Here is a 23963-nt window from a genome sequence, read left to right as displayed (position 1 = left end):
ATGCGTCAGCCAGTAGGCGTGCTAAGGGAAGGACGTTGCCAGCACATCCGGGGGCCGCACGCCGGAAAGCGCGACGCCCGCATTCGCCGGCCGCTGGACGAATCGAGCGGACGACGGATGCGGGCGTCGAGGCGGAGGCGATCTAGTCGAGGTAGTCGCGCAGGACCTGGGAGCGGCTGGGGTGGCGCAGCTTGCTCATGGTCTTGGACTCGATCTGACGGATCCGTTCGCGGGTGACGCCGTAGACCTGGCCGATCTCGTCGAGGGTGCGCGGCTGACCGTCGGTGAGGCCGAAGCGCAGCCGGACCACGCCCGCCTCCCGCTCCGACAGCGTCTCCAGCACCGACTGCAGCTGATCCTGCAGCAGCGTGAAGCTCACCGCGTCCACCGCGACCACGGCCTCGGAGTCCTCGATGAAGTCGCCGAGCTGGCTGTCGCCCTCGTCGCCGATGGTCTGGTCCAGCGAGATGGGCTCACGCGCGTACTGCTGGATCTCCAGCACCTTCTCCGGCGTGATGTCCATTTCCTTGGCCAGCTCCTCCGGCGTCGGCTCGCGGCCGAGATCCTGGAGCAGCTCGCGCTGGATGCGCCCGAGCTTGTTGATGACCTCCACCATGTGCACCGGGATGCGGATGGTGCGGGCCTGGTCGGCCATGGCGCGGGTGATGGCCTGCCGGATCCACCAGGTGGCGTACGTGGAGAACTTGTAGCCCTTGGTGTAGTCGAACTTCTCCACCGCGCGGATCAGACCCAGGTTGCCCTCCTGGATCAGGTCCAGGAACGCCATGCCGCGGCCGGTGTAGCGCTTGGCCAGCGAGACGACCAGGCGCAGGTTGGCCTCCAGCAGGTGGTTCTTGGCCCGGTTGCCGTCGCGGACGATCCAGTTGTAGTCGCGGCGCATCGCGACCGGCAGCTTCTCGCCCTGCTCGGCGAACTCGCGCACCTTCTCCGCGGCGTAGAGACCGGCCTCGATCCGCTTGGCGAGTTCGACCTCCTCCTCGGCGTTGAGCAGCGCGACCTTGCCGATCTGCTTGAGGTAGGCGCGCACCGAGTCGGCCGACGCGGTGAGTTCGGCGTCCTTGCGGGCCTGGCGCAGCGCCTCGGATTCCTCTTCGTCCCAGACGAAATCGCCGGAGGCCTTGTCGGCCGCGCTCGGCTCGTCGGACTCCTCGCCCTCGGCTTCCTCGGTCTCGGCGTCCTCGGCGACGTCGACCAGATCGTCGCCCTCGGTGAGATCCTCCTCGGAGACTTCCAGATCGCCGAGATCGTCCAGATCGAGCGACTCGTCCTCGAGCGTCTCCTCGGCGCCGGGCTCGCCGTCCGGACCGACCTTCTTGGTGGCGGCCTTCTTCGCGGGAGCCTTGGCCGCCTTGGCGGCCTTCTTGGCAGGCGCCTTCTTGGCGGCGGCCTTCTTCGCCGGAGCCTTCTTCGCGGCAGCCTTACGGACCGGCCGTGCTGCGGTTACATCTGCGGAGTCGGCATCGGCCGATTCGGCGGTCTGACGGGTATTCGTGGCTACCACGTACGCCCTTTCGTGACGGTCTCGTGCGGCGTCACGCCAGAGTGGTGTTCCGGCGGAGCGATCTGTCGGGTTTCACCGGCGGAGGGCCGGTCGGGGTTTCTCCGGCTGCGCCGGGCACGTTCCATTGTAACGATCTAACCAGGGTACCTACGGCACGATGCCTGGAACGGCATCCTCGCGGTACCCGCGCGCCTCACGGCGCGACGCCCCCCGCGATGGCCATGGCGGCGCCGACGATGCCGGCCGTGTTGCGCAGGCGGGCCGGTATGACCGGCGTCCGGTTGGTGAGCAGGGGAATCCACTTCTCGGAGTCCCTGCTGATGCCACCGCCCGCGACGAAGACCACCGGGAAGAACAGGTTCTCCAGCGTCGTCAGCACCAGGCTGACCTGCGCTGCCCATTGCTCGTAACTCAGGTCGTCGCGTTCTTTGATCGAGGCCGCCGCGCGATGCTCGCTCTCCATGCCCTTGACCTCCAGGTGGCCCAGTTCGGTGTTGGGCACCAGCGTGCCGTGGTAGAGCAACGCCGAGCCGATGCCGGTGCCGAAGGTCAGCAGCATGACCAGGCCCGCGAAATTGCGCGCCGCGCCGAAGTGGTCCTCGGCCATGCCCGCGGCGTCCGCGTCGTTGAGCACGGTGACCGGACGGCCGCCGAGCGCGGCCGAGAACAGCGCCCGCGCGTCGGTGCCGATCCAGGACTTGTCGATGTTCGCCGCGGTACGGGCCACGCCGCCGAGCACCACCGCGGGCAGGGTGATGCCGACCGGCCCGGTCCACTGGGCTTTCTCGACCAGTTCGGCCACCGCCTCGGCCACGGCGAACGGAGTCGCAGGATGCGGCGTCGCGATCTTGATGCGCTCGTGGACCAACTCGCCGGTGTCCAGATCGACCGTGGCGCCTTTGACGCCGCTGCCGCCGATGTCGATGCCGAATGCGTGCCCCCGAGCGGACATGACTAACCCCTCGTTTCCCTGTGCTGGCCGATGTGATGACAGCGCTGCACGGGGCCCGGGACGCCACGGCGGGCGTTGCGACGGGATGCCCGACGACGGCGCTGTGTCGTGCACGACAAGAGTAATGGGACCACGAGGCTGGGCGTTCGGCGAGGATGTGTGATGCGATAAAGGGCGTGCCGGAAACCTCATCGCCAGTGTCCGACTACACCGCCGACTCGTTCGTCTCGATCGTCGCGCGTGGCGACGAAGCCGACCTGCGCCGCGTCGCGGTCGACATCGCCGAGACGGCCGCCGCCCATGTCCGCGCCCGCCGTCCCGAGGTGTTCGGGCCCGCGGGCGCGCACGCCGAAGGCGCGGTGCAGTCCAAGAGCCACGAGACCGACCCGGTGACCATCGTGGACACCGAGACCGAAGAGCTCATCCGAAAATTGCTCGCCGAACAGCGCCCGGGCGACCCGATCCTCGGCGAGGAAGGCGGCGGCAGCATCGACGACGCGAGTGCCGACACCGTCCACTGGGTGGTCGATCCGATCGACGGCACCGTCAATTTCCTCTACGGCGTGCCGGGCTACGCCGTGTCGGTGGCCGCGCTGCGCGGCGGCAGGCCGGTGGCGGGCGCCGTGGTCGACGTCGCGCGGGCGGCCACCTACAGCGCCGGGCTCGGTCTGGGCGCGCTGCGTGTCGACGCCGACGGCGTGGTGGAGCATTTGCGCTGCACGCCCGTCGAGTCGGTGGCGATGTCCCTGGTCGCCACCGGATTCGCCTACGGCAGGCACCGCAGGAGCAGGCAGGCGGAGCTGGTCGCGCAGGTGCTGCCGCACGTGCGCGACATCCGCCGTTTCGGCGCGGCGGCGCTGGATCTGTGTCATGTCGCCGCTGGCCGCGTCGACGCCTATTACGAGCACGGCCTCAACGCCTGGGATTGGGGCGCAGGCGCGCTGATCGCCGCCGAGGCGGGCGCGCGGCTGACGCTGCCGCCCGCGACGGCGCCGGGCGCCGACGGCGACCTGGTGGTGGCCGCCGCGCCCGGCATCGCCGACGAACTGGGCGAGCTGCTGGCCCGGATCGGCGCTACCGAGCCGATTCCGGACCGCTGATCAGCAGCGTGCTTTCCGTGCCGCGTCGAGCAGCTTGATATCGATGGATGTGGAGTTGCCCGGCGCCGGGTTCTTGAGCGAACGCAGCACTTCCTCGGCGTCGTTGCTGGGACGGATGTCCCGGAACAGCGAGCCGAGCACGAGATCGACGGTGTCGTCGCCGCGCTGATCCTCGATCAGCTCGGCGCACGGCGCGACCAGCTGCACGGAGGCGGCGGCCGGGCGGCCGTTGACGCCGAAGCGGATCTGCCCGGTGCATTCCAAGTCGCCGTTGACGTATACCGAATCGTTGCCGTATTGCGTTCCGGGAGCGCTCGCGAAGCCGAGGTCGCCGAGCTGGGCGGCGACGTGCGCGGCCTGTCCGCGTTGGTTGTTCGCGTTCAGCACGCGCACCTTGCTCGCGGCCAGCGGTGCGGGTTCCACGTCCTGCAGGCGGCCGGCGCCGACCCGCTGACCGAGCGGAGTCGGTTGCGCCGCACCGGGATCCGAGGCCGGGCTCGGCGAGTTGCACGCCATCGCGGTGTGATCGGTGTCGTGCGTGGTGAGGGCTTTGATCCAGACGATCCCGCAGATCAGAGCGAGAACGCCGAGCATGATGAGCCAGGGCTGGGGGCGGCGGCGCACGAACGGCCGACCTTGCGAATCCGTCGCGGTGCCTTCGGTGATCAGTGAAACCACCAGCACACTGTACGGAAATGTGGCGGGGCCGCGACGCAAGGTCTCGGTGCGTTCCCCAGAAGGTGTCGATTGCCCCTCTTTTTCGACTCGGCTGTGTTTTGATTGCGACTTTTGCTCCGGCGTCCGCTATTGTCTGGCGGCCCAGATCGAATCACCGGTGCGGAATCAGTGGTCGGTCGCGGGAACAAGAAGGGCATGTCCTGCGTTTACCCAGCGCTATCCGGAGTGGATCGGCATGATCCGCCCTGATAGGCGACCGGTGTACGTGTGACGTGCACCACCGGCGGGGCGGTACCGGTCGCGGCGATTCCGGCAGGAATCGGGTGTGAGCGGACCGGTCCGGGATACACGGAGTTAGGACGAGGGGAAGACGACATGGCAACCGACTATGACGCACCGAGGCGCACCGAATCCGACGATGTGTCGGAGGATTCGCTGGAGGAGCTGAAGGCTCGTCGTAACGAGGCACAGTCCGCCGTCGTGGATATCGACGAATCCGATACCGCGGAGTCGTTCGAGCTTCCCGGCGCCGACCTGTCCGAGGAAGTGCTGACGGTTCGGGTGATCCCGAAGCAGGCCGACGAGTTCACCTGTTCCAGCTGTTTCCTGGTTCATCACCGGAGCAGGCTGGCCAGTGAGAAGGGCGGCCAGATGATCTGCATGGATTGCGCCGCCTGATCTCGACGAGATCGAACAGAGTGTCAGCCCGCGCTCGGTAGACCGAGCGCGGCGAGGACCCGTTCGGGCCGCCGCGTACTGACCAGCCAGTACGGCGTCGGATCGTCCGGGTCGTCGAGCACGAGCAAGACCATCGGCCCGACCCAGGGTCGATGCTGGACATAGGCGGCGGGGTCGAGCTGGCGACCCAGCGCCGCGCTTTTCGCGGTGGGGGCGACAGCGGCCGCGCGGGCGACGAAATTCACCGGTAGATGTGCGCGATCCGCGCGCAACTCCGGTGTGCCGTTCGCGTCCGGCGCCACTTCGACGCGGTGGCGGCTCAGCCACAACAGCACCCAGACCGGCACGGGGAACAGCAGCACGTAGGGCAGCCACGCACGCAAGCCCGGCGCGCCCATGTGGATCTCCGCCGCGAGCAATCCGGTGATGGCGAACGCCACCGGCCACCACCACAGCGGCACCCACAGGCGCTCCCGGTACCGGTGGGCTGGCTGCGCTTTCTGGTCCGCTGGCATGGGGTTGGGCTGGTCCGACACGAGTCAACACTAAGTCACGAGGGCAGACAGCCTACGCGTAGGCTCGTCCAACGTGAGCGCACTTTCACCCATACCCTTGCTGCGGCTGGACCCCGGCATACCCGTGCCAACGCGCGCCCATGCGGGCGACGCGGGCGTGGATCTGTGCACCACGCAGGACGTCGTCCTGGAGCCGGGGGAGCGGGTGCTGGTCGGCACCGGCGTCGCCGTAGCGCTACCGGTCGGCACCGTCGGCCTGATCCATCCGCGCTCGGGTCTGGCCGCGAAGACCGGGCTGTCGGTGGTGAACACCCCCGGCACGGTCGACGCGGGATACCGGGGTGAGATCAAGGTGTGCCTGATCAATCACGACCCGCGCACGCCGGTCGAGTTGCGGCGCGGTGACCGGATCGCGCAACTGCTGGTGCAGCGGGTGGAGCTGGTGGATTTCGTCGAGGTCGACTCGCTCGACGAGACGACCAGGGGTGCGGGCGGCTATGGCTCCAGCGGCGGTCACGCGAGCCTGACCGCGTGGACGAACGGGGCGGGCCGGGCTACCGGCGAGGAGGCATGACGGGAATGTTCGGAAAGCGAAAGAAGTCGAGCCGGGCCGCGGACGACCGGTACGACGAGGCGGACGATTACGCCGACTACGAGTCCGCCTACGAGGGCGCGTACGACGACGATTTCTACGACGACGCCCCCACCGACGAACGCTCGTACGAGGGGGTGGATCTCGACGTCGCCCGGCCGCACGGCAAGCCGGGTCCGTACGACTACGACGAGGTCGCCGACCTGCTGGATTCGGTGTCCGAGCAGCGGCTGGATCTCGGGTCGGTGCTGCTGCCGGTCCCGCCGGGCGGTCAACTGCAGGTCGAGATGACCCCGGAGGGGCAGCCGCAGGCGGTGCACCTGGCCACCGAGCACGGCCGCATCACCGTCGCCGCCTACGCCGCGCCCAAGACATCAGGGCAGTGGCGGCTGGTCGCCGCGGATCTCGCCGACTCGCTGCGCAAGGACGGCGCCAGGGTCTCGGTCGAGAACGGGCCGTGGGGCCGGGAGTTGCTGGCTTTGACCGAAGGCGCCGACCTGCGTTTCATCGGCGTGGACGGCTATCGCTGGATGGTGCGGCTGGTCGCGGCGGGCCCCTCGGGCGCGGCGAACGACGGCAGCCCGCTGGTGAAGGCGGCGCGGGCGATCCTGAGCGAGACGGTGGTGCGGCGTGGCGAGGACCCGCTGCCGGTGCGGGACCCGCTGCCGGTGGTGTTGCCGCAGCAGCTGGCCGAGCAACTCGCCGCCGCCCATCAGCAGCAGGTGGAAGCCCAGCAGCAGGCGATGGCCGCGCAGGTGGCGGCGCAGACCGGTGCGCAACCGGTGGTGCCGCGGCTGCCGCAGGGCCCGCGCCGGGGCGCGGACGGCTCTGCCATGCAGCAACTCGGCCTGAACTGAGCAGGCGATCTCAGTCGAAGGCGCCGATACCCGCGTGCCCCAGGATCGCGGGATCGGCGCCGAGTTCGTCCAGGGTGATCCGGTGCAGGTGCGAGCGCGGGGCCAGCGCCGCCCACTCCTCGGCGACCGCGCGCGGGTGCACCGGGTCGTCGACCGCGGTGACCACCGCCAGCGGCGGCTGGAAAGCCGACAGCAACTCGGCATCGGGCCACTTGTAGTCCGCGGCCTCCTCAAGCGCCCGCGGCAGATCCGGCCACTGCGCCCGCCAGGATCGGGTCAGCGCGTCCGCCAGCCAGCGGGGACTGCTCGTCCGCATCCGGTCGATGACCGCGGCCAGACCGTCGGCGCGCAGCTGCGCCGCGGTGGCCGCCGCGCTCAGCGTCGCGGGGCAGGCTGCGGTGTCGGGCCCGGTCCAGGCGGGCAGCGCCGCCACGACCCCGACGACGCGTTCCGGGTGCTCCGCGGCCCACTCCAGCGCGATCGCCGCGCCGAGCGAGATGCCCGCCACCAGCACCGGCCCCGCATCCGCTGCCTCCTCCAGCGCTGCTCGGCAGCTCGCAACCACCCGGCGCGGGTCGGGCTCCACCGCGACGAAATCCAGGCCGCGTGCGGCGCACGCGGGCCCGAAGGCGCGCCGGGCGAAATCGGCGTCGGACCCGGTGCCGGGCAGCGCCGCGACGCGAGCGGGGTGTGGGGAGTCGAACATCGGTCCGAGCGTAGCGGGGGTGGCCCTGCCCATCTACAGTGGCGTTGTACGGCCACAGCGGGCCGTGCGGATCGGATCCCTCACGATGGTGTGCGACCCACGCCATCTGCTCTATGCAGGAGAGCGTGCACAATGTCATCCGCAGCCTCAGGGTATTTTCGACGTCTGGGCCGCAGGCTGACCGAAGACATCGATCAGCTGGATGCCGAAGAGCTGGCCGAGACATCCGAAGCCTCGGGAGCATGCCGCGCGTCGGAGTGTCGGCGTGGTGACGAGGCCACCATGCTCGGTAGGCTCCGCAGTGTCGAAGCGTGTCCCAAGTCGGCGGGCGCCAGCGTCCAGGCCGAGTTCTTCGACGGCACCGACGCGATCACGCTGGTCTGGATCGGGCGCAGGCGCATTCCGGGCATCGAGCCGGGCAGGCGCATCCTCGTCCGTGGCCGGGTCGGCGACCGCGACGGTCGCAAAGTGATCTTCAACCCCTACTACGAATTGCGCGGGAACAGCTGACGTATGCCTTCGAGCAACGACAACGCAGGATCGGACGACCGCACCGGGCTCGACTCGCCCGACCGTGACGAGGAACGTGCCGAACAGACCCTCCTCGAACAACTGGGCGGCTTCAGCGGCCTGATCTACTCGACGCTCCCCGTAGTCGTGTTCGTTCCCGTGAACAGCTTCGCCGGGCTGGCCGCCGCGATCTGGTCGGCCCTCGGGGTGGCCGCCGCCATCCTCCTGTGGCGTCTGGTGCGGCGCGATCCCCTGCAGCCCGCCATCTCGGGCTTCTTCGGCGTCGGCATCTGCGCCTTCATCGCCTACCGGATGGGCGAGGCGAAAGGCTTCTTTCTCTTCGGGATCTACACCAGCCTCGTCTACGCCGGGGTGTTCCTCGCGTCCATCCTGGTCCGCAGGCCGCTGGTCGGCGTGATCTGGGGTGTGCTCAACGGCCACGGCTCCGATTGGCGGTCCGATCCGCGCTCGGTGCGTCTCTACGACCTCGCCACCACCACGTGGATTCTGGTGTTCGGGGCGCGCTATCTGGTGCAGTCGGAACTCTACGACACCGACCGCACCGGCTGGCTCGCCTTCGCCCGCATCGCGATGGGCTGGCCGCTGACCGCGGTGGCGCTGGCCGTCACGATCTGGGCCGTGCGCCGGGCCGGCCACCTGCCCGCCAAGACGGTGCGCGCCACCGAACCGGCTGAGCGTTAACCCTCCACCGCCCTCCGGCGAAAACCACAGGGGTGGTGAGATACCCACCGCCGAGGTGGGTGCTTCCCCACCCTGGGGTGACTGGTCGCCCTTCCGAGTTCATCAGACGATCTATGCGTAGGAAAACACGCACTGATCGGCGAGAAAGGACTCGGACGTGACTACCGAGCACAACACCACGGCGCTGCCCGTCGCCCACAACTCCGCGCTCTCGGAGAGCAGGCGGATCTCGGCCGAGCTGGACAAGCTGATCGGTCCGGCGGCCGAAGGCGATCGCCGGGCGGTCGCGGAGATCATCCGGATCGTCCATCCGCTGGTGCGGCGTTACTGCGGCGCGCGTCTCGGCAACACCGCCCATCTGCAGGTCACCGCCGACGACGTGGTGCAGGAGGTCCTGCTGGCCACCGTCAACGCCATCCCGCGCTACCGTGACCAGGGCAAATCGTTCCTGGCCTTCGTCTACGGCATCGCGGCCAACAAGGTCGCCGACGCGTTCCGCCGCTCACAGCAGCACCCGGCCTACCCGGTGGCCGACGTTCCGGACCACGCGTCCTCCGCCGCGGGGCCGGAGGAGTGGGCGCTGGCCTCCGAACGGCGCGACGCCACAAGAGAACTCATGCAGGTACTGGCCCCCGCGCACCGTGAGGTGCTGGTGATGCGCATCATGCTGGGCTGGTCCGCGGCGCAGACCGCCGAGGCCATCGGCACCAGCCCCGGCGTGGTCCGGGTGATGCAGCACCGCGCGCTGAACAAGCTGCGCGCACAGCTGAAGGTGGCCGCGTAGGGGTTCCGGCAGCGCCGCGCCGAGCATGCGCGTCCGGCCGTGTCACGGGGAGTTACGGTCTGATGCCGTGGTTGGCGAGTTCCAGCCGGAGGTCTTCCTCGGCCTCCACCGAAGTCACGAACAGCAGTTCGTCGTCGCCTTCCAGCGCGTCGTCCGGCTGCGGCACGATCACGCGCCCGCCGCGCAGGATGGTCACCAGCGCGGCGTCGCGCGGCAGCGTGAGCGTGCGCACCGGTTTGCCGGCCAGCGCGGTGTCGGCGGGCAGCGTCATCTCGACCAGATTCGCCTGGCCCTGGCGCAGCGTCATCAGCCGCACCAGATCTCCGACCGACACCGCCTCCTCGACCAGCGAGGCGAGCAGCCGGGGTGTGGACACCGCGACGTCGACCCCCCAGGAACCGTCGAACAGCCATTCGTTGCGCGGATCGTTCACCCGCGCCACTACCCGGCGTACCCCGAACTCGGTTTTGGCCAGCAGGCTGTGCACCAGGTTCGCCTTGTCGTCACCGGTGGCCGCGATGACCACCTCGTAGGTCTCCAGACCGGCCTGCTCCAACAGCGCGAGTTCGCACGCGTCGGCGTGCACCCAGACCGCGTCGGGAATCGCGTCGGAGTCGATGTGCTCGAGCGCACGCTCCAGCAGCATGACCCGATGCCCGCCGCGCAGGAGCTCCCTGGCGATGGATCGGCCGACGGCGCCTGCTCCGGCGATGGCCACTTTCATATTCAGTCCTCGCTCGCTGGGGGCTTTCCGGCCAAGGCGACGGCCTCGCCCACGGCGCCGGAAGCCGCGGCCACATACACGATGTCGTCGGCCTGGACGATGGTCTTGCTGTCGGGCAGCAGCGCTTGGCCGAACCGGATGATGAACGCGACCCTGGCCGCGACGGTTTGCTCCAGATCGCGCACGGTGCGGCCATACCACTCTTCGTGCAGCGTCAGCTGGGTCACGGCAACCGTTCCGGTGGGGTCGCGCCAAGTGGTGGTGCCGGTGTCGCCGACGAGCGCGCGCAGGAAGCGGTCGGTGGTCCACGGGACCGTGGCGATGGTGGGGATGCCGAGGCGTTCGTAGACCGCGGCGCGCTTGGCGTCGTAGATGCGGGCCACCACGCGCTCGACGCCGAACATCTCCCTGGCGACCCGGGCGGAGATGATGTTCGAGTTGTCGCCGGAGGACACCGCCGCGAACGCGTCCGCCCGCTCGATCCCGGCCTTGATCAGCACATCTCGATCGAATCCGACACCGGTCACGCGCTCGCCGGGAAAGTCGGATCCGAGGCGTAGGAAGGAACTGGGGTCCCGGTCGATCACGGTGACTTCGTGACCTACGCGGACCAGGGCGTGGGCCAGCGACGAGCCGACGCGCCCGCACCCCATGATCACTACGTACACCGTGCAACCTCGTTCCTGGAACCGTGGTGTTCGGTCTGCTTCATTGTTCGGTCGAACGCTACCCGTCGAATGATTCCACCGGCCACGTTCCCCCTCCAGCCGGCGAGCAAACCTGCGAGCCACGCGCGCGATCCCCCGTGCGGGGGCCTATGCTCGCTCCAGTGTCCAAGTTGACGACGGCAGCGAAGCGAGTGCTGCTGGGCAGGCCTTTCCGTAGCGACTCGCTGGGCCACACGCTGTTGCCGAAGCGAATCGCGCTCCCGGTGTTCGCATCCGATGCGATGTCATCGGTCGCCTACGCCCCCGAAGAGATCTTCCTCGTGCTCTCGGCCGCCGGGGTCGCGGCCTACCTGTACGCCCCCTGGGTCGGATTGGCCGTCGCGTTCGTCATGGCTGTCGTGGTGGCCAGTTACCGGCAGAACGTTCACGCCTACCCGTCCGGCGGCGGCGATTACGAGGTGGCGACCACCAACCTGGGGCCCAACGCGGGCCTGACCGTCGGCAGCGCGCTGCTGGTCGACTACGTGCTCACCGTCGCGGTGTCGATCTCATCGGCCGCGTCCAACATCGGCTCGGCCATTCCATTCGTCGCGACGCACAAGGTGCTGTTCGCCGTCGTGGCCATCGCGCTGCTGACCGCGATCAATCTGCGCGGTGTGCGGGAGTCGGGCACGGCGTTCGCGATTCCGACCTACGCGTTCATCATCGGCATGTTCATCATGCTGGGCTGGGGTCTGTTCCGGATCTTCGTGCTCGGGGACGACCTGCGGGCCGAATCGGCGGGCTTCGGCCTGATCGCCGAGCACGAGCATCTCTACGGGCTGGCGTTCGCCTTCCTCATCGCGCGGTCGTTCTCTTCCGGCTGCGCCGCGCTGACCGGCGTGGAGGCGATCAGCAACGGCGTGCCGGCGTTCCGCAAACCCAAGTCGCGCAATGCCGCCACCACCCTGCTGATGCTCGGCACGATCGCGATCGTCCTGCTGATGGGCATCATCATCCTCGCCCAGAAGATCGGGGTGGTGTACGCGCACGACGTCGCCGACCTGACCGGCGCACCGTCGGACTATCACCAGAAGACGCTGATCGCGCAGCTGGCCGAGACCGTGTTCGAGGGTTTCCCGCTCGGCTTCTTCTTCATCACGACGGTGACCGCGCTGATCCTAGTGCTCGCCGCGAACACCGCGTTCAACGGATTCCCCGTGCTCGGCTCGATCCTGGCGCAGGACCGCTACCTGCCGCGCCAGCTGCACACCAGAGGCGACCGGCTGGCCTTCAGCAACGGCATCCTGTTCCTGTCCGGCGCGGCGATCGCGTTCGTGGTGCTGTTCGGCGCCGAGGTGACCAAGCTGATCCAGCTGTACATCGTCGGCGTGTTCGTCTCGTTCGTGCTCAGTCAGACCGGCATGCTGCGGCACTGGACCCGTTTGCTGCGCACCGAGGCCGACCCGGCGCAGCGCGCGCGGATGAAGCGCTCGCGGGTGATCAACGCGGTCGGTCTGAGCGCGACCGGAGCGGTGCTGGTGATCGTGCTGATCACCAAGTTCTTCGCGGGCGCCTACATCGCCATCTTCACCATGGTGGCGATCTTCGTCGTGATGAAACTGATTCGCAGGCACTACGATTCGGTCGCCCGCGAGCTGGACGAGCACGAGTGGGACGGTGTGCTGCCCAGCCGCTCGCACTCCATCGTGCTCGTGTCCCGGCTGCATCTGCCGACGCGCCGCGCTCTCGCCTACGCGCGCGCCAGCCGCCCCGACACGCTGGAGGCGGTCACGGTGAACGTCGACGAGGCCGACACCAGGGCGCTGGTGCGGGAGTGGGAGAACAGCGACATCACGGTGCCGCTCAAGGTGATCGAATCGCCCTATCGCGAGATCACCAAGCCGGTGCTGGACTATGTGAAGCGCGTGCGCAAAGACGCCCCGCGCGACGTGGTGACCGTGTTCATCCCCGAGTACGTGGTGGGCCACTGGTGGGAACAGGTGCTGCACAACCAGAGCGCCCTGCGCTTGAAGGGCAGGCTGCTGTTCGAGCCGGGCGTGATGGTGACCAGCGTGCCGTGGCAGCTGAGTTCGTCGGCGCGGGCGCGCACCCCGGGCGTGGTGAACGCTCCCGGCGCGGTGCGGCGCGGGTACGAGGATCGGACATGACGTCCGCGGAGCATTCGGGATGAGCGATCGGCGGACCGGCACGTTCGAGGTGCGGCTCGGGCCGCCGGGTCACGGCGGGTTCTGTGTCGCACGGTACGAGGGACGTGTGGTGTTCGTCCGGCACGGGTTGCCCGGCGAGCTGGTGCGGGCGCGGGTCACCGAGGATCGCGGCGGTTCGTTCTTCCGCGCCGACGCGGTCGAAGTGTTGGAGGCGTCCGCGGATCGGGTGCCTGCCACCTGTCCGGTGTCCGGTCCCGGCGGCGCGGGCTGCTGCGATTTCTCCTTCGCCACGCCGCAGGCCCAACGCGCGCTGAAGGCCGCGGTGGTGGCCGAGCAGTTGCGGCGGGTGGCCGGGATCGAGCGCGACGTGGTGGTGGAGTCCATCGGGCCCGGCGACGTGGGCGGCGGATGGCGTACCCGCGTGCGCCTCGCGGTCGACGCGCACGGACGTGCCGGGGTGCACCGCTATCGCAGCACCGACGTGATCCCGGATCTGCGCTGCCCGCAACCGGTCACGGGAGCGCTGGAGGGGCTCGCGCAGCGGCGATGGACGCCCGGCGCCGATCTGGTGATCGCGGTGGACGGGGACGGGATCCGGCACGTCGTCGAGCTGGCGCCCGCCGCGGATGCCGAACCGGGCGGTCGCGGCGGGGATCGGCGCGGCCCCGGCGGAAGCGGGCGGCGATCGGAGCCGGGTGGCCGGGATCGGCGCGGCGGAGGTCGACGCGACCGTCCGCACGGGCGGGATCGGCGCGGGGGAGACCGGTCCGCCGCGGAGTCCGCAGGCCGCGACGACCGGCGCGCGGCGTCCGCGCGACGTGCGGCGGCGCACGCGGCGCGTGAGGAGTGGGTGTTCGAGGGCAGCGGGCGCGCGGTCGAGTACGTGGCCGGGCGGCGCTGGGAGGTCGCCGCGACGGGCTTCTGGCAAGCGCATCGCGGTGCGGCGCAACGTTATTCGGATTTGATCGCGGAGTGGTCGCAACTCGGGCCCGGCGGGCGCGCGTGGGACCTCTACAGTGGCGCCGGGGTGTTCGCCGCACGCCTCGCCGAACAGGCCGGGCGCACCGGTGTGGTGCTCGCGGTGGAATCGGCCCGTCCCGCCGTCGCCGACGGCGCCGCCGCGTTGCGCGACCTGCCCTGGGTGGAACTGCGGGCACAGCGGGTGGAGCGCTGGGTGCTCGAGCACGTCGGCGCGGCCGCCCCGGACGTCGTGGTGCTCGATCCACCGCGCGCGGGCGCGGGCAAGGAGGTGATCGGCGCGGTCACCGCCAGCGGTCCGAGGCGGATCGTCCACGTCGGCTGCGATCCCGCCGCGTTCGCCCGCGATCTCGGCCTGTACCGGGCGGCGGGTTACCGGCTCGCCGACCTGCGCGCCTTCGACGCCTTCCCCGCGACGCACCACGTGGAATGCCTCGCGTTGCTGGAGCGCTGAGCGGTCAGTCCTCGTAGACCGGGGGTCTGCGGTCCCGGCGGGCGCGGATCGCCTCGTCGAAATTGCCGGTGGTCAGGCGCACGTACAGCTGCGCAGTGCCCTCGTGTTGCATGTGCGATTCGAAGCCGCCCGCCTCCATGCCGCTCCACAGCATGCGCTTGGTGAGCTCGGTGCCGACCCGGCTGAAGCCGATGATGCGTTCGGCAAGGTCGTAGCAGGTGTCCAGCAGTTTCGCCGCCGCGACGGCGCGGGAGACCAGACCGATGCGCTCGGCTTCGGTGGCGTCGACGTCGCGGCCGGACAGCATGATCTCGAATGCCCTCGACGCGCCGACCGCACGGGGCAGCAGATAACTGAGACCCAGTTCGGCCGAGGTGAGGCCGTTGTTGATGCCGGCGGCGCGGAAGTACGCGTCCTCGGCGGCGATGCGGATATCGGCGCCGACGGCCAGGCAGAGCCCGCCGCCGATGGCCGCGCCGTTGACCGCGGCGATCACCGGCTGGTGCATCCGCCGCAGCGCGATCAGCACGTCGTTGAGCAGATCCATCGACCGGCGCGCGACACTGGTGACGGTGAGCCCGTCGACGTTCGGCACCTTTCCCGCGCTGGTGAGGTCGGCTCCGGAACAGAAACCGTGTCCCGCGCCGGTCAGCACGACGACCCGGACGTCGTTGTCGGCGCGCACCCGCTCCAGCGCCTCGCGCAGCGGGATCATCACGTCGAACGCCATCGCGTTCATCCGTTCGGGCCGGTTCAGCGTCACCAGGGCGATATGGGGCCGTGGTTTGTCGATGAGCACGAACGACATGCGACCTCCTGGACGGTGACGACCTCAATATAGGCACGCCGGGCCCGGCGCAGCGGTGAATTCGCGCGGGGCGCCGCCGAACCGGTGCGGGGCCGCCGGACCGTCCAATTAGAGTCACAGCCATGACCGTGTACGCAATTGCGCAACTGAAGTTCACCGATCGCGCCGCCTACGACCGCTACCAGGCACGCTTCCTGGACGTCTTCGTCCGCTACAACGGGACACTGCTGGCCGCCGACGAGTCCCCGCAGACCATCGAGGGCGTCACCGATCGCGAGAAGGTGGTGCTGATCTCCTTCCCGGACGAGCCGTCCTTCCGCGCCTGGGCCGATTCGCCGGAGTACCAGGAGATCTCGAAGGATCGGCACGCCGGAGCGGACACGGTCACCCTGCTGGTGCGAGGTCTGGGTCACGGTTCGTGAACCCGGCCTCGGGCACGATGGAAGCATGATCCATCACGTCCAATTGTGCTGTCCCGCAGGTGCGGAAGACCGGCAGCGCGCCTTCTACACCGGAGTGCTCGGATGGGCCGAACTCCCGAAGCCGCCGCTGCTCGCCGCCAGGGGCGGTTGCTGGTTCCGCGTCCCCGGCCGCGGTGGCCCGGACGGCGAACTGCACATCGGTGTGGAAGCCGATTTCCGCCCGGCCGCCAAAGCGCATCCGGCGTTCGTGGTGGACATCGACGCCGTCGCTGCCGCGGTCGCCGCGGCCGGCTATCCGGTCGTCTGGGCCGATCCGGCGGAGATTCCGGGGCGGCGGCGGTTCCACACCCGCGACGGGGTGGGCAATCGGCTGGAGTTCCTGGCGGACCGCGGCGCGGCGGAAACAGCAGCTGTCAGGCCAGTCGCCACGTGACGCGCAGGTCCGCGCGGATCTCGCTCTCGCCCCGCTCCACCGGGACGGCGACGGCGCGGTAGGCCTCCATCGGGGCCGACAGGGACTGCGCGCGCGGCACCGGCGGCGCGGCGGCGGTGTCCTCGGTGATCTCGACCACCTCTCCGAGCGAGCGCCGCGCCCGCCGGGCGTACTGCTCGGCCTTGGCGACGGCGTCGTCCCACGCGGCATCGCGGGCCCGGGTGAGCAGGGATTCCTGATCGGCGAAGGCGAGGACCAGACCGCCGAGGCGGACATCGTCACCGCCCGCCTCGACGCAGTCGGCGATGACCGTGCCGGGGCCGGGGTCGGCATCATGGCCGATATCGCGCAAAGCGACCGTCAGCGACGTGCTCGCGAGGTACCCCGTGACGCGGTTGCCCTGTCCCTCGGTCCACACCGTCTCGGTCTGTACCGACAGTCCGCTGGTGGCGATGTCCACGCCGGCGACGCCGTCGGAGCGCAGCGATCGCGTGATCGCGGCCACCCGCTCACCGGCCCGGCGGTAGGCGAGCGCGACCTTGCTCGCGCGCGATTCGACCGAGATCGTCACCCGCATGAGGTCGGGCACGGCGCGGGCGACGCCGTGCCCGTAGGTGGTGACGGTGCCCGCACGCGAATCGGTGTTGTCGTCCACGGAGCTCTCCTCGTCGGTCGCGGTCGATCCGTACCGCACCATCGTGCCCGCTCAGTGGTCGCGCCGGGGCCGGGATCATTCGCGCCGGTCTGCGCGAAGGCTCGGGCGAACCGGCCGACAGCTGGGCAGCCGGTGCGCACGCTCGTGGCGGATCGTGCCGCTGCCCCGGTTCGATTGCGCGCGAGAGTTGCTCGGGCCGGATCGCCCTGTCACTCTGGGCCGGGTACCGTATGTCGAGGCTCACATTTCGACGCCATGCCGGTCGGTGTGATCGTTCTCGTGCGGGAGCACCGGCCGCCGCTCCGTAGACTGATCGGATCAGATGCGCTATCCGGAGGGAGCTAGTTCAGGTGGGAGTGCTTTCCCGGGTCGACACGCCCGATGATCTGCGCAGGCTGACCGTGCCGCAGGTACGCGAGCTGGCGGAGGAGATCCGCGAGTTCCTGGTGCGCAAAGTCGCCGCGACCGGCGGGCACCTCGGTCCGAACCTCGGTGTGGTCGAACTCACCATCGCCCTGCACCGGATCTTCGACTCGCCGGCCGACCCGCTGATCTTCGACACCGGACACCAAGCCTACGTGCACAAGATCCTGACCGGGCGCAAAGATCAATTCGACTCGCTGCGCAAGCAGGGCGGCCTGTCCGGCTACCCGAGCCGGGCCGAGAGCGCCCACGACTGGGTGGAGTCCTCGCACGCCTCGGCGGCGCTGTCGTACGCCGACGGTCTGGCGAAGGCGTTCGCGCTCAGCGGCCAGGACCGGCACGTGGTCGCGATCGTCGGCGACGGCGCGCTCACCGGCGGCATGTGCTGGGAGGCGCTGAACAACATCGCCGCCTCCGACCGCCCCGTGGTCGTCGTGGTCAACGACAACGGCCGCTCCTACGCACCCACCATCGGCGGCCTGGCCGAGCGGTTGACGGCGCTGCGCACCCAGCCCGCCTACGAGCACGCCCTGGACACGGGCAAGCGCATCCTCAAGGCCATCCCCCGGGTGGGCGAATCGGCGTACTCGATGGTGCACGCGGTCAAGGCGGGCATCAAGGACGCGGTAAGCCCGCAGGAACTGTTCAGTGATCTCGGCCTGAAGTACGTCGGGCCGGTGGACGGCCACGACGTCGTCGCGCTGGAGGCCGCGCTGCGCCGGGCCAAGGACTTCGGCGGCCCCGTCGTGGTGCACGCCGTGACGCAGAAGGGCCGCGGTTACGCGCCCGCCGAGAACCACGTCGCCGACCAGATGCACGCCTGCGACCCCATCGACCCGCTCACCGGCGTCCCGGTCGGCGGTCCGAAGGCGCGCGGATGGACCTCGGTGTTCTCCGAGGAGTTGATCGCGCACGCCGAGCGTCGCGCCGACATCGTCGCCATCACCGCGGCGATGCCTGGCCCCACCGGACTGGCGGCGTTCGGCGAGCGCTTTCCCGACCGGATGTTCGACGTCGGCATCGCCGAACAGCACGCCATGGCCTCCGCGGCGGGGCTGGCGCTCGGCGGCATGCATCCGGTGGTCGCGATCTACTCGACCTTCCTCAACCGCGCTTTCGACCAGTTGCTGATGGACGTGGCGCTGCTCAAGCAGCCGGTCACCGTGGTGCTGGACCGTGCGGGCATCACCGGCTCCGACGGCGCCAGCCACAACGGCATGTGGGATCTGTCGGTCCTCGGGATCATCCCCGGCATCCGGGTCGCCGCTCCGCGCGACGCCGCGACGTTGCGGGAGGAACTGGCCGAGGCGCTGGCCGTCAACGACGGGCCCACGGCGCTGCGGTTCCCGAAAGGCAGTGTCGCCGAGGACATTTCCGCGGTGGAACGGCTGGACGGCATCGATGTGCTCCGGATGGCCGAGCCGGACGGCGGCTCGGTGCAGGCGGTGCACGGCGACGTGCTGCTCGTCGCGGTCGGCTCGTTCGCAGGCACCGCGCTGGAGGCGGCGCAGCTGCTGGATGCCGAAGGCGTCTCGGTCACGGTCATCGACCCGCGCTGGGTGCTGCCGGTCTCCGACACCCTGCTGAAGCTCGCGGAGAACTACCGGCTGGTGGTCACGCTGGAAGACGGCGGCCTGCACGGCGGTATCGGCTCCACGGTGTCGGCCCGCCTGCGCAACTCCGGGCTCGACATCCCGACCCGCGATCTCGGTGTGCCGCAACAGTTCCTGGACCATGCCTCGCGCGGTGAGGTGCACGCAGGACTCGGCCTCACCGGCCCGGACATCGCCCGGCGGATCAGCGGGTGGCTGGCCGCTCGCTGACGCGGGCGAGCATCGGGCGCTAGCGCGCAGGCGGCAACGCCGCGGTCAATCGCGGGACGTCCAGTTCCCGCTGCCACGGCCGGGCGCCGCCGGACTTCAGGAATCCGTCGACGGCGGAGGGCTCGACCGACTCGTAGTCGGGCAATCCGTCCCAGCACAGGCGGCGGACCAGGTCTGGCGCGAGCAGATTCTCCACCGGGATCGAGTACTGCGCCGACAACTCGGCCATGGCTGCTCGGGCCCGGGTCAGGCGCGCCGCCGCGGCCGGGTCGCGGCGCTCCCAGCGGTTGACCGGCGGCGGGCCGTCGAACGGCTGGGTGAGCGGCGGCAGGTCGCTGTCGGGCAAGGTGCGGCCGCGCTCGATCGCGGCGAGCCATTCGCGGGAGTACCGGCGCTGACGCGGCCCGCCGAACACCGGAAGCGTGCGCAACTGCGCGATGGATCGGGGTTCCGCGGCCGCCGCGGCGATGATCGCCGAGTCGGGGAGGATGCGGGCGGGCGCCACGTCGCGGGCGCGGGCCAGCGCGTCCCGCGCGGTCCACAGCTCGCGCACCACCGCCAGTTGCCTGGTGCGGCGCAGTGTGTGGATGCCCGAGGTGCGCCGCCACCGCTCGGCCTTCGGCGCGGGCGGGTCCAAGGTGCGAATGTGCTCGAATTCCTGTGCCGCCCAATCCGTCTTGCCCTGCTCGTCGAGCGCGGCGGCCACGGCGTCGCGCAGTTCGAGCAGCAATTCGACGTCCAGGGCGGCGTAGTTCAGCCAGTCGGCGGGCAGCGGCCGGGTGGACCAGTCGGCCGCCCCGTGTCCCTTGCGCAGCGCACGGCCCAGCAGCCGCTCCACCATCGCGGCGAGCCCGACGCGTTCGAAGCCCGCCAGGCGTCCGCCCAGCTCGGTGTCGAACAGCCGGGCCGGGCGCAAGCCCAGTTCGGCCAGGCCGGGCAGATCCTGGTCCGCGGAGTGCAGGACCCACTCCAGTCCGTTGATCGCCTCGGCCAGCGGGCCGAGGGCGTCGGTGACCGGGATCGGGTCGATGAGGAACGTGCCTGCGCCGGCCCGGCGCAGCTGGATCAGATACGCGCGCGCCGAATAGCGGAACCCGGAGGCGCGCTCGGCGTCCACGGCCAGCGGGCCGGTGCCCGCGGCCAGCCGGGCGGCGGCCGCGCCGATCTCGGCGGCGGTGTCCAGTACCGGTGGCACCCCCTCCACCGGCGCGAGCAGCGGCGTCGCGGCCGAGGGTTCGAATTCGTCTGGTACGGACATGGTGTTGAACTTTACGTGCCGACGCAACCGCGCCGCCGTCCTATCGGCGCATAAGTGTGTCGGTGCATCGGGCGCCAAGGGCCCGCCGGATCGGGTACAGGCGGCTGCGGCGCAGGTCACCGCATGCGAGCGGCGCGCTCAGGGATGGTCGCCGGACAGGCCGGGCCTGATCTGCAGCTGGGTCACCCCTGCGGGCGGCAGCCCCGCCGCGTAGGCCAGCACCTCGCAGAACGCCTCCAGATGCGGGCGCATGTCGGTGGTGACCGGCGTCCACGAGGCGCGGATCTCGAGCTGATGGGCGCGCGGCGGGCCTGCGATGTCCCCGTAGCGCACCGAGCTGGTCGAGGTCACCGTGCCGCCGAGCGCGGTGAACGGCTCGGTGCGCGACTCCAGCGCGTCCACCAGCCAGCTCCACGCCACCTCGGGCAGCAGGGGATCGGTCGCGAGTGCGGCGTCGATGTCGGCCTGGATGTAGGCGACCAGGCGCAGGGTGCCGTGCCAGGTGTCGTCGCCGTCCGGGTCGTGCAGCAGGATCAGTCTGCCGAACGCGTCGCCTTCGGAATCGGCCGGTACGACAGGGGTTTCCGGATGTGCGACCTCCGCGCCGATCGCGTAGGAGAACGGGGCGAGTCGTTGCGGCGGCCGGATGGGCGCGAGCTCGATCCGAGGGTGCACGGTAGCGGTGCCCATCGCCTCGACCGCGGCGCGAAACTGAGCTGGCTCGCCATGAGGTCCTTCGGTCGGTGCGGCGCCGTCGCGGAAGTCGAGCGGTGTCACGAATGCTGACGGTAGACCTTGTGCACCCGGCGCAGTCGGAGGCGCGCCGCTACGGGCCCTGCGGCGTCCGCGCGGTCATCGCTGCCGCCTCCGCGTCCGCTCCCTCGCGCGGGCCCGCATACGATAGCCGTGATGAGCACTCATACCCGCCGCCGGTTGACCGATGCCCCGTTCCTGGCCGCCGCCACCGGCACGACGCCCAGCAGGCGTCCGGTGTGGTTCATGCGCCAGGCCGGACGCTCGCTGCCCGAGTACCGCGAGGTGCGTGCGGGCATCGGGATGCTCGAGTCCTGCTTCGACCCCGAGCTGGTGTGCGAGATCACGTTGCAGCCGATCCGCAGGCACGGGGTCGACGCGGCGATCTTGTTCTCCGACATCGTCGTTCCGCTGAAGGCGGCGGGCATCGATCTGGACATCGTGCCCGGCGTGGGGCCGGTGGTCGCCGCGCCCGTGCGGACGGTCGACGACGTGCGCGCGCTGCCCCGGCTGCGACCCGAGGAGGTCGGCGCGGTCACCGACGGCGTGCGCCTGCTGATCGACGCGTTGGGGGAGACGCCGCTGATCGGGTTCGCGGGCGCGCCGTTCACCCTGGCCTCCTACCTGGTCGAGGGCGGTCCGAGCAAGAACCACGAGCGCACCAAGGCGATGATGTACGCCGATCCGCGGACCTGGCACGAGCTGCTCGGCGTGCTCACCGACATCACCATCGCGTTCCTGCAGGCCCAGCTGGCGGCGGGCGTGGACGCGGTGCAGCTGTTCGACTCCTGGGCCGGCGCGCTCTCGCTGGCCGACTACCGCAGCTTCGTGCTCCCGCATTCGGAGCGGGTGTTCGCCGAGATCGCCGAGGCGGGCGTGCCGCGCATCCACTTCGGGGTGGGAACCGGTGAGTTGCTCGGCGCCATGAGCGAGGCGGGCGCCGACGTGGTCGGCGTCGATTGGCGGGTGCCGCTGACCGAGGCCGTCCGCCGCGTCGGTCCGGGAAAAGCGTTGCAGGGCAACCTCGATCCCGCCGTGCTGTTCGCCGGTCCGCAGGCGATCGAGGAGCAGGCCCGGCGGATCGCGCGGGAAGCGGACGAGGCGATCACCCTCGGCGCCACCGGGCACATCTTCAACCTGGGCCACGGGGTGCTTCCGGAGACCGATCCCGGCGTGCTGACGGCCTTGGTGGAACTCGTTCACGAGCTGTAAGCCGGGGAACCGACAGGCCGCCCAGCGGTCGACGGGGCGGGCGCGAGGCCGGGCACAGGTGTGTTCCGAGTCATCCGGGCGCCCACCGTCCAGCGGTCACCTCGCGGCACGCGATACGGTCGAGGCATGCGTATCGCGGTGGTCGGCGGTGGGATCAGCGGGCTGGTGGCCGCGTATCGGTTGCGGACACTGCTCGGGCCGGATGCCGACATGCTGGTGCTCGATCGCGCCGAACGGGTCGGCGGCATCCTCTACACCGGTGAACTGGCCGGGGAGCCACTGGATCTCGGCGCGGAGGCGTTCGTCGGGCGGCGGCCGGAGGTGCCCGCGCTGCTACGCGAACTCGGGCTCGAGTCGCAGCTGGTGACCCCCGCGGGGCTGCGGCCGCTGGTGTGGTCCGCCGGGACAGCGCATCCGCTGCCGGAGGGGACCTTGATGGGTATCCCGGCGAACGCGGAATCGATGCGCGGACTGGTCGACGCCGAGACGCTGACCCGGATCGCCGCAGAACCCGACCGGCCACTGGTCTGGGAGCCCGGCTCCGACACCGACGTCTACCGCCTGGTCGCCGACCGCTTCGGCCCGCAAGTCGCCGAGCGCAGCGTCGACCCGCTGCTCGGCGGCGTGTACGCGGGCAGCTCCCGCTCCATCGGGGTGCGCGCCGCGCTGCCCACCCTGGCCGCCGCGCTGGACAACGGCGCGCCCAGCCTCAGCTCCGCCGTCGGCGCCGCGCTGCCGCCCCCGTCGAACGCTCCGGTCTTCGGTGGTATCCGGGACGGGTACCGGGTGCTGCTGGAAGCACTCGCCGAACGCTCCGGGGCGCGGTTCGTGACCGCGACGCCCGCAACGCGTCTGGCCAGGGGGCTGCGCGGCTGGGTGGTCGATCCGATCGGCGCCGTCGACGCGGTGGTGCTCGCCACCCCGGCGCCGGTGACCGCTCGCCTGCTCGCCGCCGTCGCCCCGGTCGCGTCGGCGGAACTGGCGGGCGTCGAACTCTCATCCTCGGCCGTGGTCGCGCTGGCGCTGCCCCGCGCGACCGCTCTGCCGCGCAACTCCGGCATCCTGGTGGCCACCGGAGAGCCGTTGCGCGCCAAAGCCTTTACGCTCTCCAGCCGCAAATGGACCCATCTCGCGCACCGTGAGACGGCGCTCGTGCGCGTCTCTTTCGGCAAGTTCGGCGACGACTCACCACTCTCGTGGCCCGACTCCGATCTCGTCGCCGCCGCCACCGCGGATCTGGCCACCGTCACCGGGGCCGCGATCGAGCCGGTCGCGGCCGTCGTCCAGCGTTGGCCGGGTGGCCTCGCCCAGTACGCGCCCGGCCATCCGGCCCGCATCGCGGCCGTCGAAGCCGAGGTCACGTCGCTGGACGGGCTCGCGGTGGCAGGCGCGTACCTGCACGGCGTCGGCGTGCCCGCCTGCGTCGCGTCCGGCACGGCCGCCGCGCAACGCATCGCGACCGAGGTCGGCGCGGGCGCCGCACGCTGACCGGTCCGCCCCACTTGTCGGTGGTCCTCGCGCAAGCGCGATGCGATACCGATCGCGCAATTGCCGCGTCGCCCCGATCGGGCCGATTTTCGACGGTCCTAGTCGATTCGTGCGCAAC

25 protein-coding genes are annotated in these 23963 nt (G+C 70.5%); 14 read left to right on the top strand and 11 right to left on the bottom strand.

All coding sequences use genetic code 11. The features are described 5' to 3' along the window. Positions 1-142: 142 nt before the first annotated feature. Positions 143-1522, bottom strand: a complete 1380-nt coding sequence (locus tag ACH49X_RS03660) for an RNA polymerase sigma factor (protein WP_195082222.1) — start codon at positions 1520-1522, stop codon at positions 143-145. A gap of 193 nt (positions 1523-1715) precedes the next feature. Further along, positions 1716-2474 carry a polyphosphate--glucose phosphotransferase gene (gene ppgK, locus ACH49X_RS03655; RefSeq protein ID WP_067808872.1) on the bottom strand — a complete coding sequence of 253 codons (759 nt, stop codon included), beginning with the start codon at positions 2472-2474 and terminating at the stop codon, positions 1716-1718. Positions 2475-2671: 197 nt separating this feature from the next. Here ppgK and ACH49X_RS03650 point away from each other — a divergent pair, with 197 nt between their 5' ends. Further along, positions 2672-3574: an inositol monophosphatase family protein gene (locus tag ACH49X_RS03650; RefSeq protein WP_323124428.1), complete on the top strand. Its 903-nt coding sequence runs from the start codon at positions 2672-2674 to the stop codon at positions 3572-3574. Here ACH49X_RS03650 and cei read toward each other — a convergent pair whose 3' ends face one another. After that, on the bottom strand, positions 3575-4252 hold the full coding sequence (gene cei, locus ACH49X_RS03645; protein ID WP_195082224.1) for an envelope integrity protein Cei: 678 nt from the start codon (positions 4250-4252) through the stop codon (positions 3575-3577). It lies immediately after the preceding gene. Between the two features lie 375 nt (positions 4253-4627). Here cei and ACH49X_RS03640 point away from each other — a divergent pair, with 375 nt between their 5' ends. Further along, positions 4628-4930 carry a DUF4193 domain-containing protein gene (locus ACH49X_RS03640; protein ID WP_039799153.1) on the top strand — a complete coding sequence of 101 codons (303 nt, stop codon included), beginning with the start codon at positions 4628-4630 and terminating at the stop codon, positions 4928-4930. A 23-nt stretch (positions 4931-4953) separates the two neighbouring features. Here the strand turns inward: ACH49X_RS03640 and ACH49X_RS03635 are convergent, their stop codons facing one another. After that, the gene (locus ACH49X_RS03635) at positions 4954-5445 is read right to left on the bottom strand and encodes a DUF3093 domain-containing protein (RefSeq protein WP_195082394.1); all 492 of its coding nucleotides are present in this window, start codon (positions 5443-5445) and stop codon (positions 4954-4956) included. Positions 5446-5518: 73 nt separating this feature from the next. Here ACH49X_RS03635 and dut point away from each other — a divergent pair, with 73 nt between their 5' ends. Further along, positions 5519-6019 (top strand): dUTP diphosphatase, encoded by a 501-nt coding sequence (gene dut / locus ACH49X_RS03630; RefSeq protein WP_195082225.1) that lies wholly within the window; start codon positions 5519-5521, stop codon positions 6017-6019. 5 nt (positions 6020-6024) lie between these two features. Further along, positions 6025-6894 (top strand): DUF3710 domain-containing protein, encoded by an 870-nt coding sequence (locus ACH49X_RS03625; protein ID WP_195082226.1) that lies wholly within the window; start codon positions 6025-6027, stop codon positions 6892-6894. 10 nt (positions 6895-6904) lie between these two features. Here ACH49X_RS03625 and ACH49X_RS03620 read toward each other — a convergent pair whose 3' ends face one another. Beyond that, entirely contained in the window at positions 6905-7600 is a 696-nt protein-coding gene (locus ACH49X_RS03620) for an alpha/beta hydrolase (protein WP_195082227.1), read from the bottom strand. Positions 7601-7732: 132 nt separating this feature from the next. On the opposite strand from ACH49X_RS03620, the gene ACH49X_RS03615 reads away from it, so the two are divergent. The 3 genes from ACH49X_RS03615 to ACH49X_RS03605 all read left to right on the top strand — a co-directional run bounded on the left by ACH49X_RS03615 (position 7733) and on the right by ACH49X_RS03605 (position 9596). Further along, positions 7733-8110, top strand: coding sequence for an OB-fold nucleic acid binding domain-containing protein (locus ACH49X_RS03615; protein WP_067808861.1), 378 nt, complete (start codon positions 7733-7735; stop codon positions 8108-8110). A 3-nt stretch (positions 8111-8113) separates the two neighbouring features. Beyond that, positions 8114-8812 (top strand): DUF3159 domain-containing protein, encoded by a 699-nt coding sequence (locus ACH49X_RS03610; protein ID WP_195082228.1) that lies wholly within the window; start codon positions 8114-8116, stop codon positions 8810-8812. Between the two features lie 157 nt (positions 8813-8969). Beyond that, entirely contained in the window at positions 8970-9596 is a 627-nt protein-coding gene (locus ACH49X_RS03605) for a sigma-70 family RNA polymerase sigma factor (RefSeq protein ID WP_323124427.1), read from the top strand. 52 nt (positions 9597-9648) lie between these two features. Here the strand turns inward: ACH49X_RS03605 and ACH49X_RS03600 are convergent, their stop codons facing one another. After that, on the bottom strand, positions 9649-10320 hold the full coding sequence (locus tag ACH49X_RS03600; protein ID WP_195082229.1) for a TrkA family potassium uptake protein: 672 nt from the start codon (positions 10318-10320) through the stop codon (positions 9649-9651). Between the two features lie 2 nt (positions 10321-10322). Then, positions 10323-10988: a TrkA family potassium uptake protein gene (locus ACH49X_RS03595; RefSeq protein ID WP_195082230.1), complete on the bottom strand. Its 666-nt coding sequence runs from the start codon at positions 10986-10988 to the stop codon at positions 10323-10325. A 161-nt stretch (positions 10989-11149) separates the two neighbouring features. Between ACH49X_RS03595 and ACH49X_RS03590 the strand changes: the two genes are divergently transcribed. Both ACH49X_RS03590 and ACH49X_RS03585 read left to right on the top strand, forming a co-directional pair. Then, on the top strand, positions 11150-13138 hold the full coding sequence (locus ACH49X_RS03590) for an APC family permease (RefSeq protein ID WP_195082231.1): 1989 nt from the start codon (positions 11150-11152) through the stop codon (positions 13136-13138). A gap of 19 nt (positions 13139-13157) precedes the next feature. Next, positions 13158-14570, top strand: a complete 1413-nt coding sequence (locus ACH49X_RS03585; protein ID WP_357206757.1) for a TRAM domain-containing protein — start codon at positions 13158-13160, stop codon at positions 14568-14570. A gap of 4 nt (positions 14571-14574) precedes the next feature. Here the strand turns inward: ACH49X_RS03585 and ACH49X_RS03580 are convergent, their stop codons facing one another. Beyond that, positions 14575-15378, bottom strand: coding sequence for an enoyl-CoA hydratase (locus ACH49X_RS03580; protein WP_195082233.1), 804 nt, complete (start codon positions 15376-15378; stop codon positions 14575-14577). 122 nt (positions 15379-15500) lie between these two features. Between ACH49X_RS03580 and ACH49X_RS03575 the strand changes: the two genes are divergently transcribed. Both ACH49X_RS03575 and ACH49X_RS03570 read left to right on the top strand, forming a co-directional pair. Then, complete coding sequence (locus ACH49X_RS03575) at positions 15501-15800, top strand: DUF1330 domain-containing protein (RefSeq protein WP_067809898.1); 300 nt, start codon at positions 15501-15503, stop codon at positions 15798-15800. A 25-nt stretch (positions 15801-15825) separates the two neighbouring features. Further along, positions 15826-16233 carry a glyoxalase gene (locus tag ACH49X_RS03570; RefSeq protein WP_195082235.1) on the top strand — a complete coding sequence of 136 codons (408 nt, stop codon included), beginning with the start codon at positions 15826-15828 and terminating at the stop codon, positions 16231-16233. Here the strand turns inward: ACH49X_RS03570 and ACH49X_RS03565 are convergent. Then, complete coding sequence (locus tag ACH49X_RS03565) at positions 16214-16888, bottom strand: SIMPL domain-containing protein (RefSeq protein ID WP_323124426.1); 675 nt, start codon at positions 16886-16888, stop codon at positions 16214-16216. The two genes, ACH49X_RS03570 and ACH49X_RS03565, sit on opposite strands and share 20 nt — an antisense overlap. Before the next feature lie 350 nt (positions 16889-17238). On the opposite strand from ACH49X_RS03565, the gene dxs reads away from it, so the two are divergent. Next, positions 17239-19134, top strand: a complete 1896-nt coding sequence (dxs, locus tag ACH49X_RS03560; protein WP_195082237.1) for a 1-deoxy-D-xylulose-5-phosphate synthase — start codon at positions 17239-17241, stop codon at positions 19132-19134. A gap of 19 nt (positions 19135-19153) precedes the next feature. On the opposite strand, the gene ACH49X_RS03555 is transcribed toward dxs, so the two are convergent. Beyond that, complete coding sequence (locus ACH49X_RS03555) at positions 19154-20392, bottom strand: HRDC domain-containing protein (RefSeq protein ID WP_195082238.1); 1239 nt, start codon at positions 20390-20392, stop codon at positions 19154-19156. Between the two features lie 138 nt (positions 20393-20530). Further along, complete coding sequence (locus ACH49X_RS03550; RefSeq protein WP_084823786.1) at positions 20531-21169, bottom strand: DUF3000 domain-containing protein; 639 nt, start codon at positions 21167-21169, stop codon at positions 20531-20533. Between the two features lie 132 nt (positions 21170-21301). On the opposite strand from ACH49X_RS03550, the gene hemE reads away from it, so the two are divergent. Next, positions 21302-22357, top strand: coding sequence for a uroporphyrinogen decarboxylase (gene hemE, locus ACH49X_RS03545; protein WP_397068751.1), 1056 nt, complete (start codon positions 21302-21304; stop codon positions 22355-22357). Positions 22358-22483: 126 nt separating this feature from the next. Next, positions 22484-23845 (top strand): protoporphyrinogen oxidase, encoded by a 1362-nt coding sequence (locus ACH49X_RS03540; RefSeq protein ID WP_357206755.1) that lies wholly within the window; start codon positions 22484-22486, stop codon positions 23843-23845. The last annotated feature ends 118 nt before the right edge of the window (positions 23846-23963 follow it).

The sequence above is a fragment of the Nocardia sp. NPDC019323 genome (assembly GCF_044389845.1).
Taxonomy (GTDB): Bacteria; Actinomycetota; Actinomycetes; order Mycobacteriales; family Mycobacteriaceae; genus Nocardia; species Nocardia implantans.
Note: the sequence above shows the minus strand (reverse complement) of the source record. Positions and strands in the feature narration are given on the sequence as shown.

What these genes read in the sequence shown, in the direction of transcription:
- ppgK (WP_067808872.1), bottom strand. Translation starts at nt 2,474, where the DNA reads ATGTCCGCTCGGGGGCACGCATTCGGCATCGACATCGGCGGCAGCGGC.
- ACH49X_RS03640 (WP_039799153.1), top strand. Translation starts at nt 4,628, where the DNA reads ATGGCAACCGACTATGACGCACCGAGGCGCACCGAATCCGACGATGTG.
- ACH49X_RS03635 (WP_195082394.1), bottom strand. Translation starts at nt 5,445, where the DNA reads ATGCCAGCGGACCAGAAAGCGCAGCCAGCCCACCGGTACCGGGAGCGC.
- ACH49X_RS03625 (WP_195082226.1), top strand. Translation starts at nt 6,025, where the DNA reads ATGTTCGGAAAGCGAAAGAAGTCGAGCCGGGCCGCGGACGACCGGTAC.
- ACH49X_RS03620 (WP_195082227.1), bottom strand. Translation starts at nt 7,600, where the DNA reads ATGTTCGACTCCCCACACCCCGCTCGCGTCGCGGCGCTGCCCGGCACC.
- ACH49X_RS03615 (WP_067808861.1), top strand. Translation starts at nt 7,733, where the DNA reads ATGTCATCCGCAGCCTCAGGGTATTTTCGACGTCTGGGCCGCAGGCTG.
- ACH49X_RS03610 (WP_195082228.1), top strand. Translation starts at nt 8,114, where the DNA reads ATGCCTTCGAGCAACGACAACGCAGGATCGGACGACCGCACCGGGCTC.
- ACH49X_RS03600 (WP_195082229.1), bottom strand. Translation starts at nt 10,320, where the DNA reads ATGAAAGTGGCCATCGCCGGAGCAGGCGCCGTCGGCCGATCCATCGCC.
- ACH49X_RS03585 (WP_357206757.1), top strand. Translation starts at nt 13,158, where the DNA reads ATGAGCGATCGGCGGACCGGCACGTTCGAGGTGCGGCTCGGGCCGCCG.
- ACH49X_RS03580 (WP_195082233.1), bottom strand. Translation starts at nt 15,378, where the DNA reads ATGTCGTTCGTGCTCATCGACAAACCACGGCCCCATATCGCCCTGGTG.
- ACH49X_RS03575 (WP_067809898.1), top strand. Translation starts at nt 15,501, where the DNA reads ATGACCGTGTACGCAATTGCGCAACTGAAGTTCACCGATCGCGCCGCC.
- ACH49X_RS03570 (WP_195082235.1), top strand. Translation starts at nt 15,826, where the DNA reads ATGATCCATCACGTCCAATTGTGCTGTCCCGCAGGTGCGGAAGACCGG.
- ACH49X_RS03555 (WP_195082238.1), bottom strand. Translation starts at nt 20,392, where the DNA reads ATGTCCGTACCAGACGAATTCGAACCCTCGGCCGCGACGCCGCTGCTC.
- hemE (WP_397068751.1), top strand. Translation starts at nt 21,302, where the DNA reads ATGAGCACTCATACCCGCCGCCGGTTGACCGATGCCCCGTTCCTGGCC.
- ACH49X_RS03540 (WP_357206755.1), top strand. Translation starts at nt 22,484, where the DNA reads ATGCGTATCGCGGTGGTCGGCGGTGGGATCAGCGGGCTGGTGGCCGCG.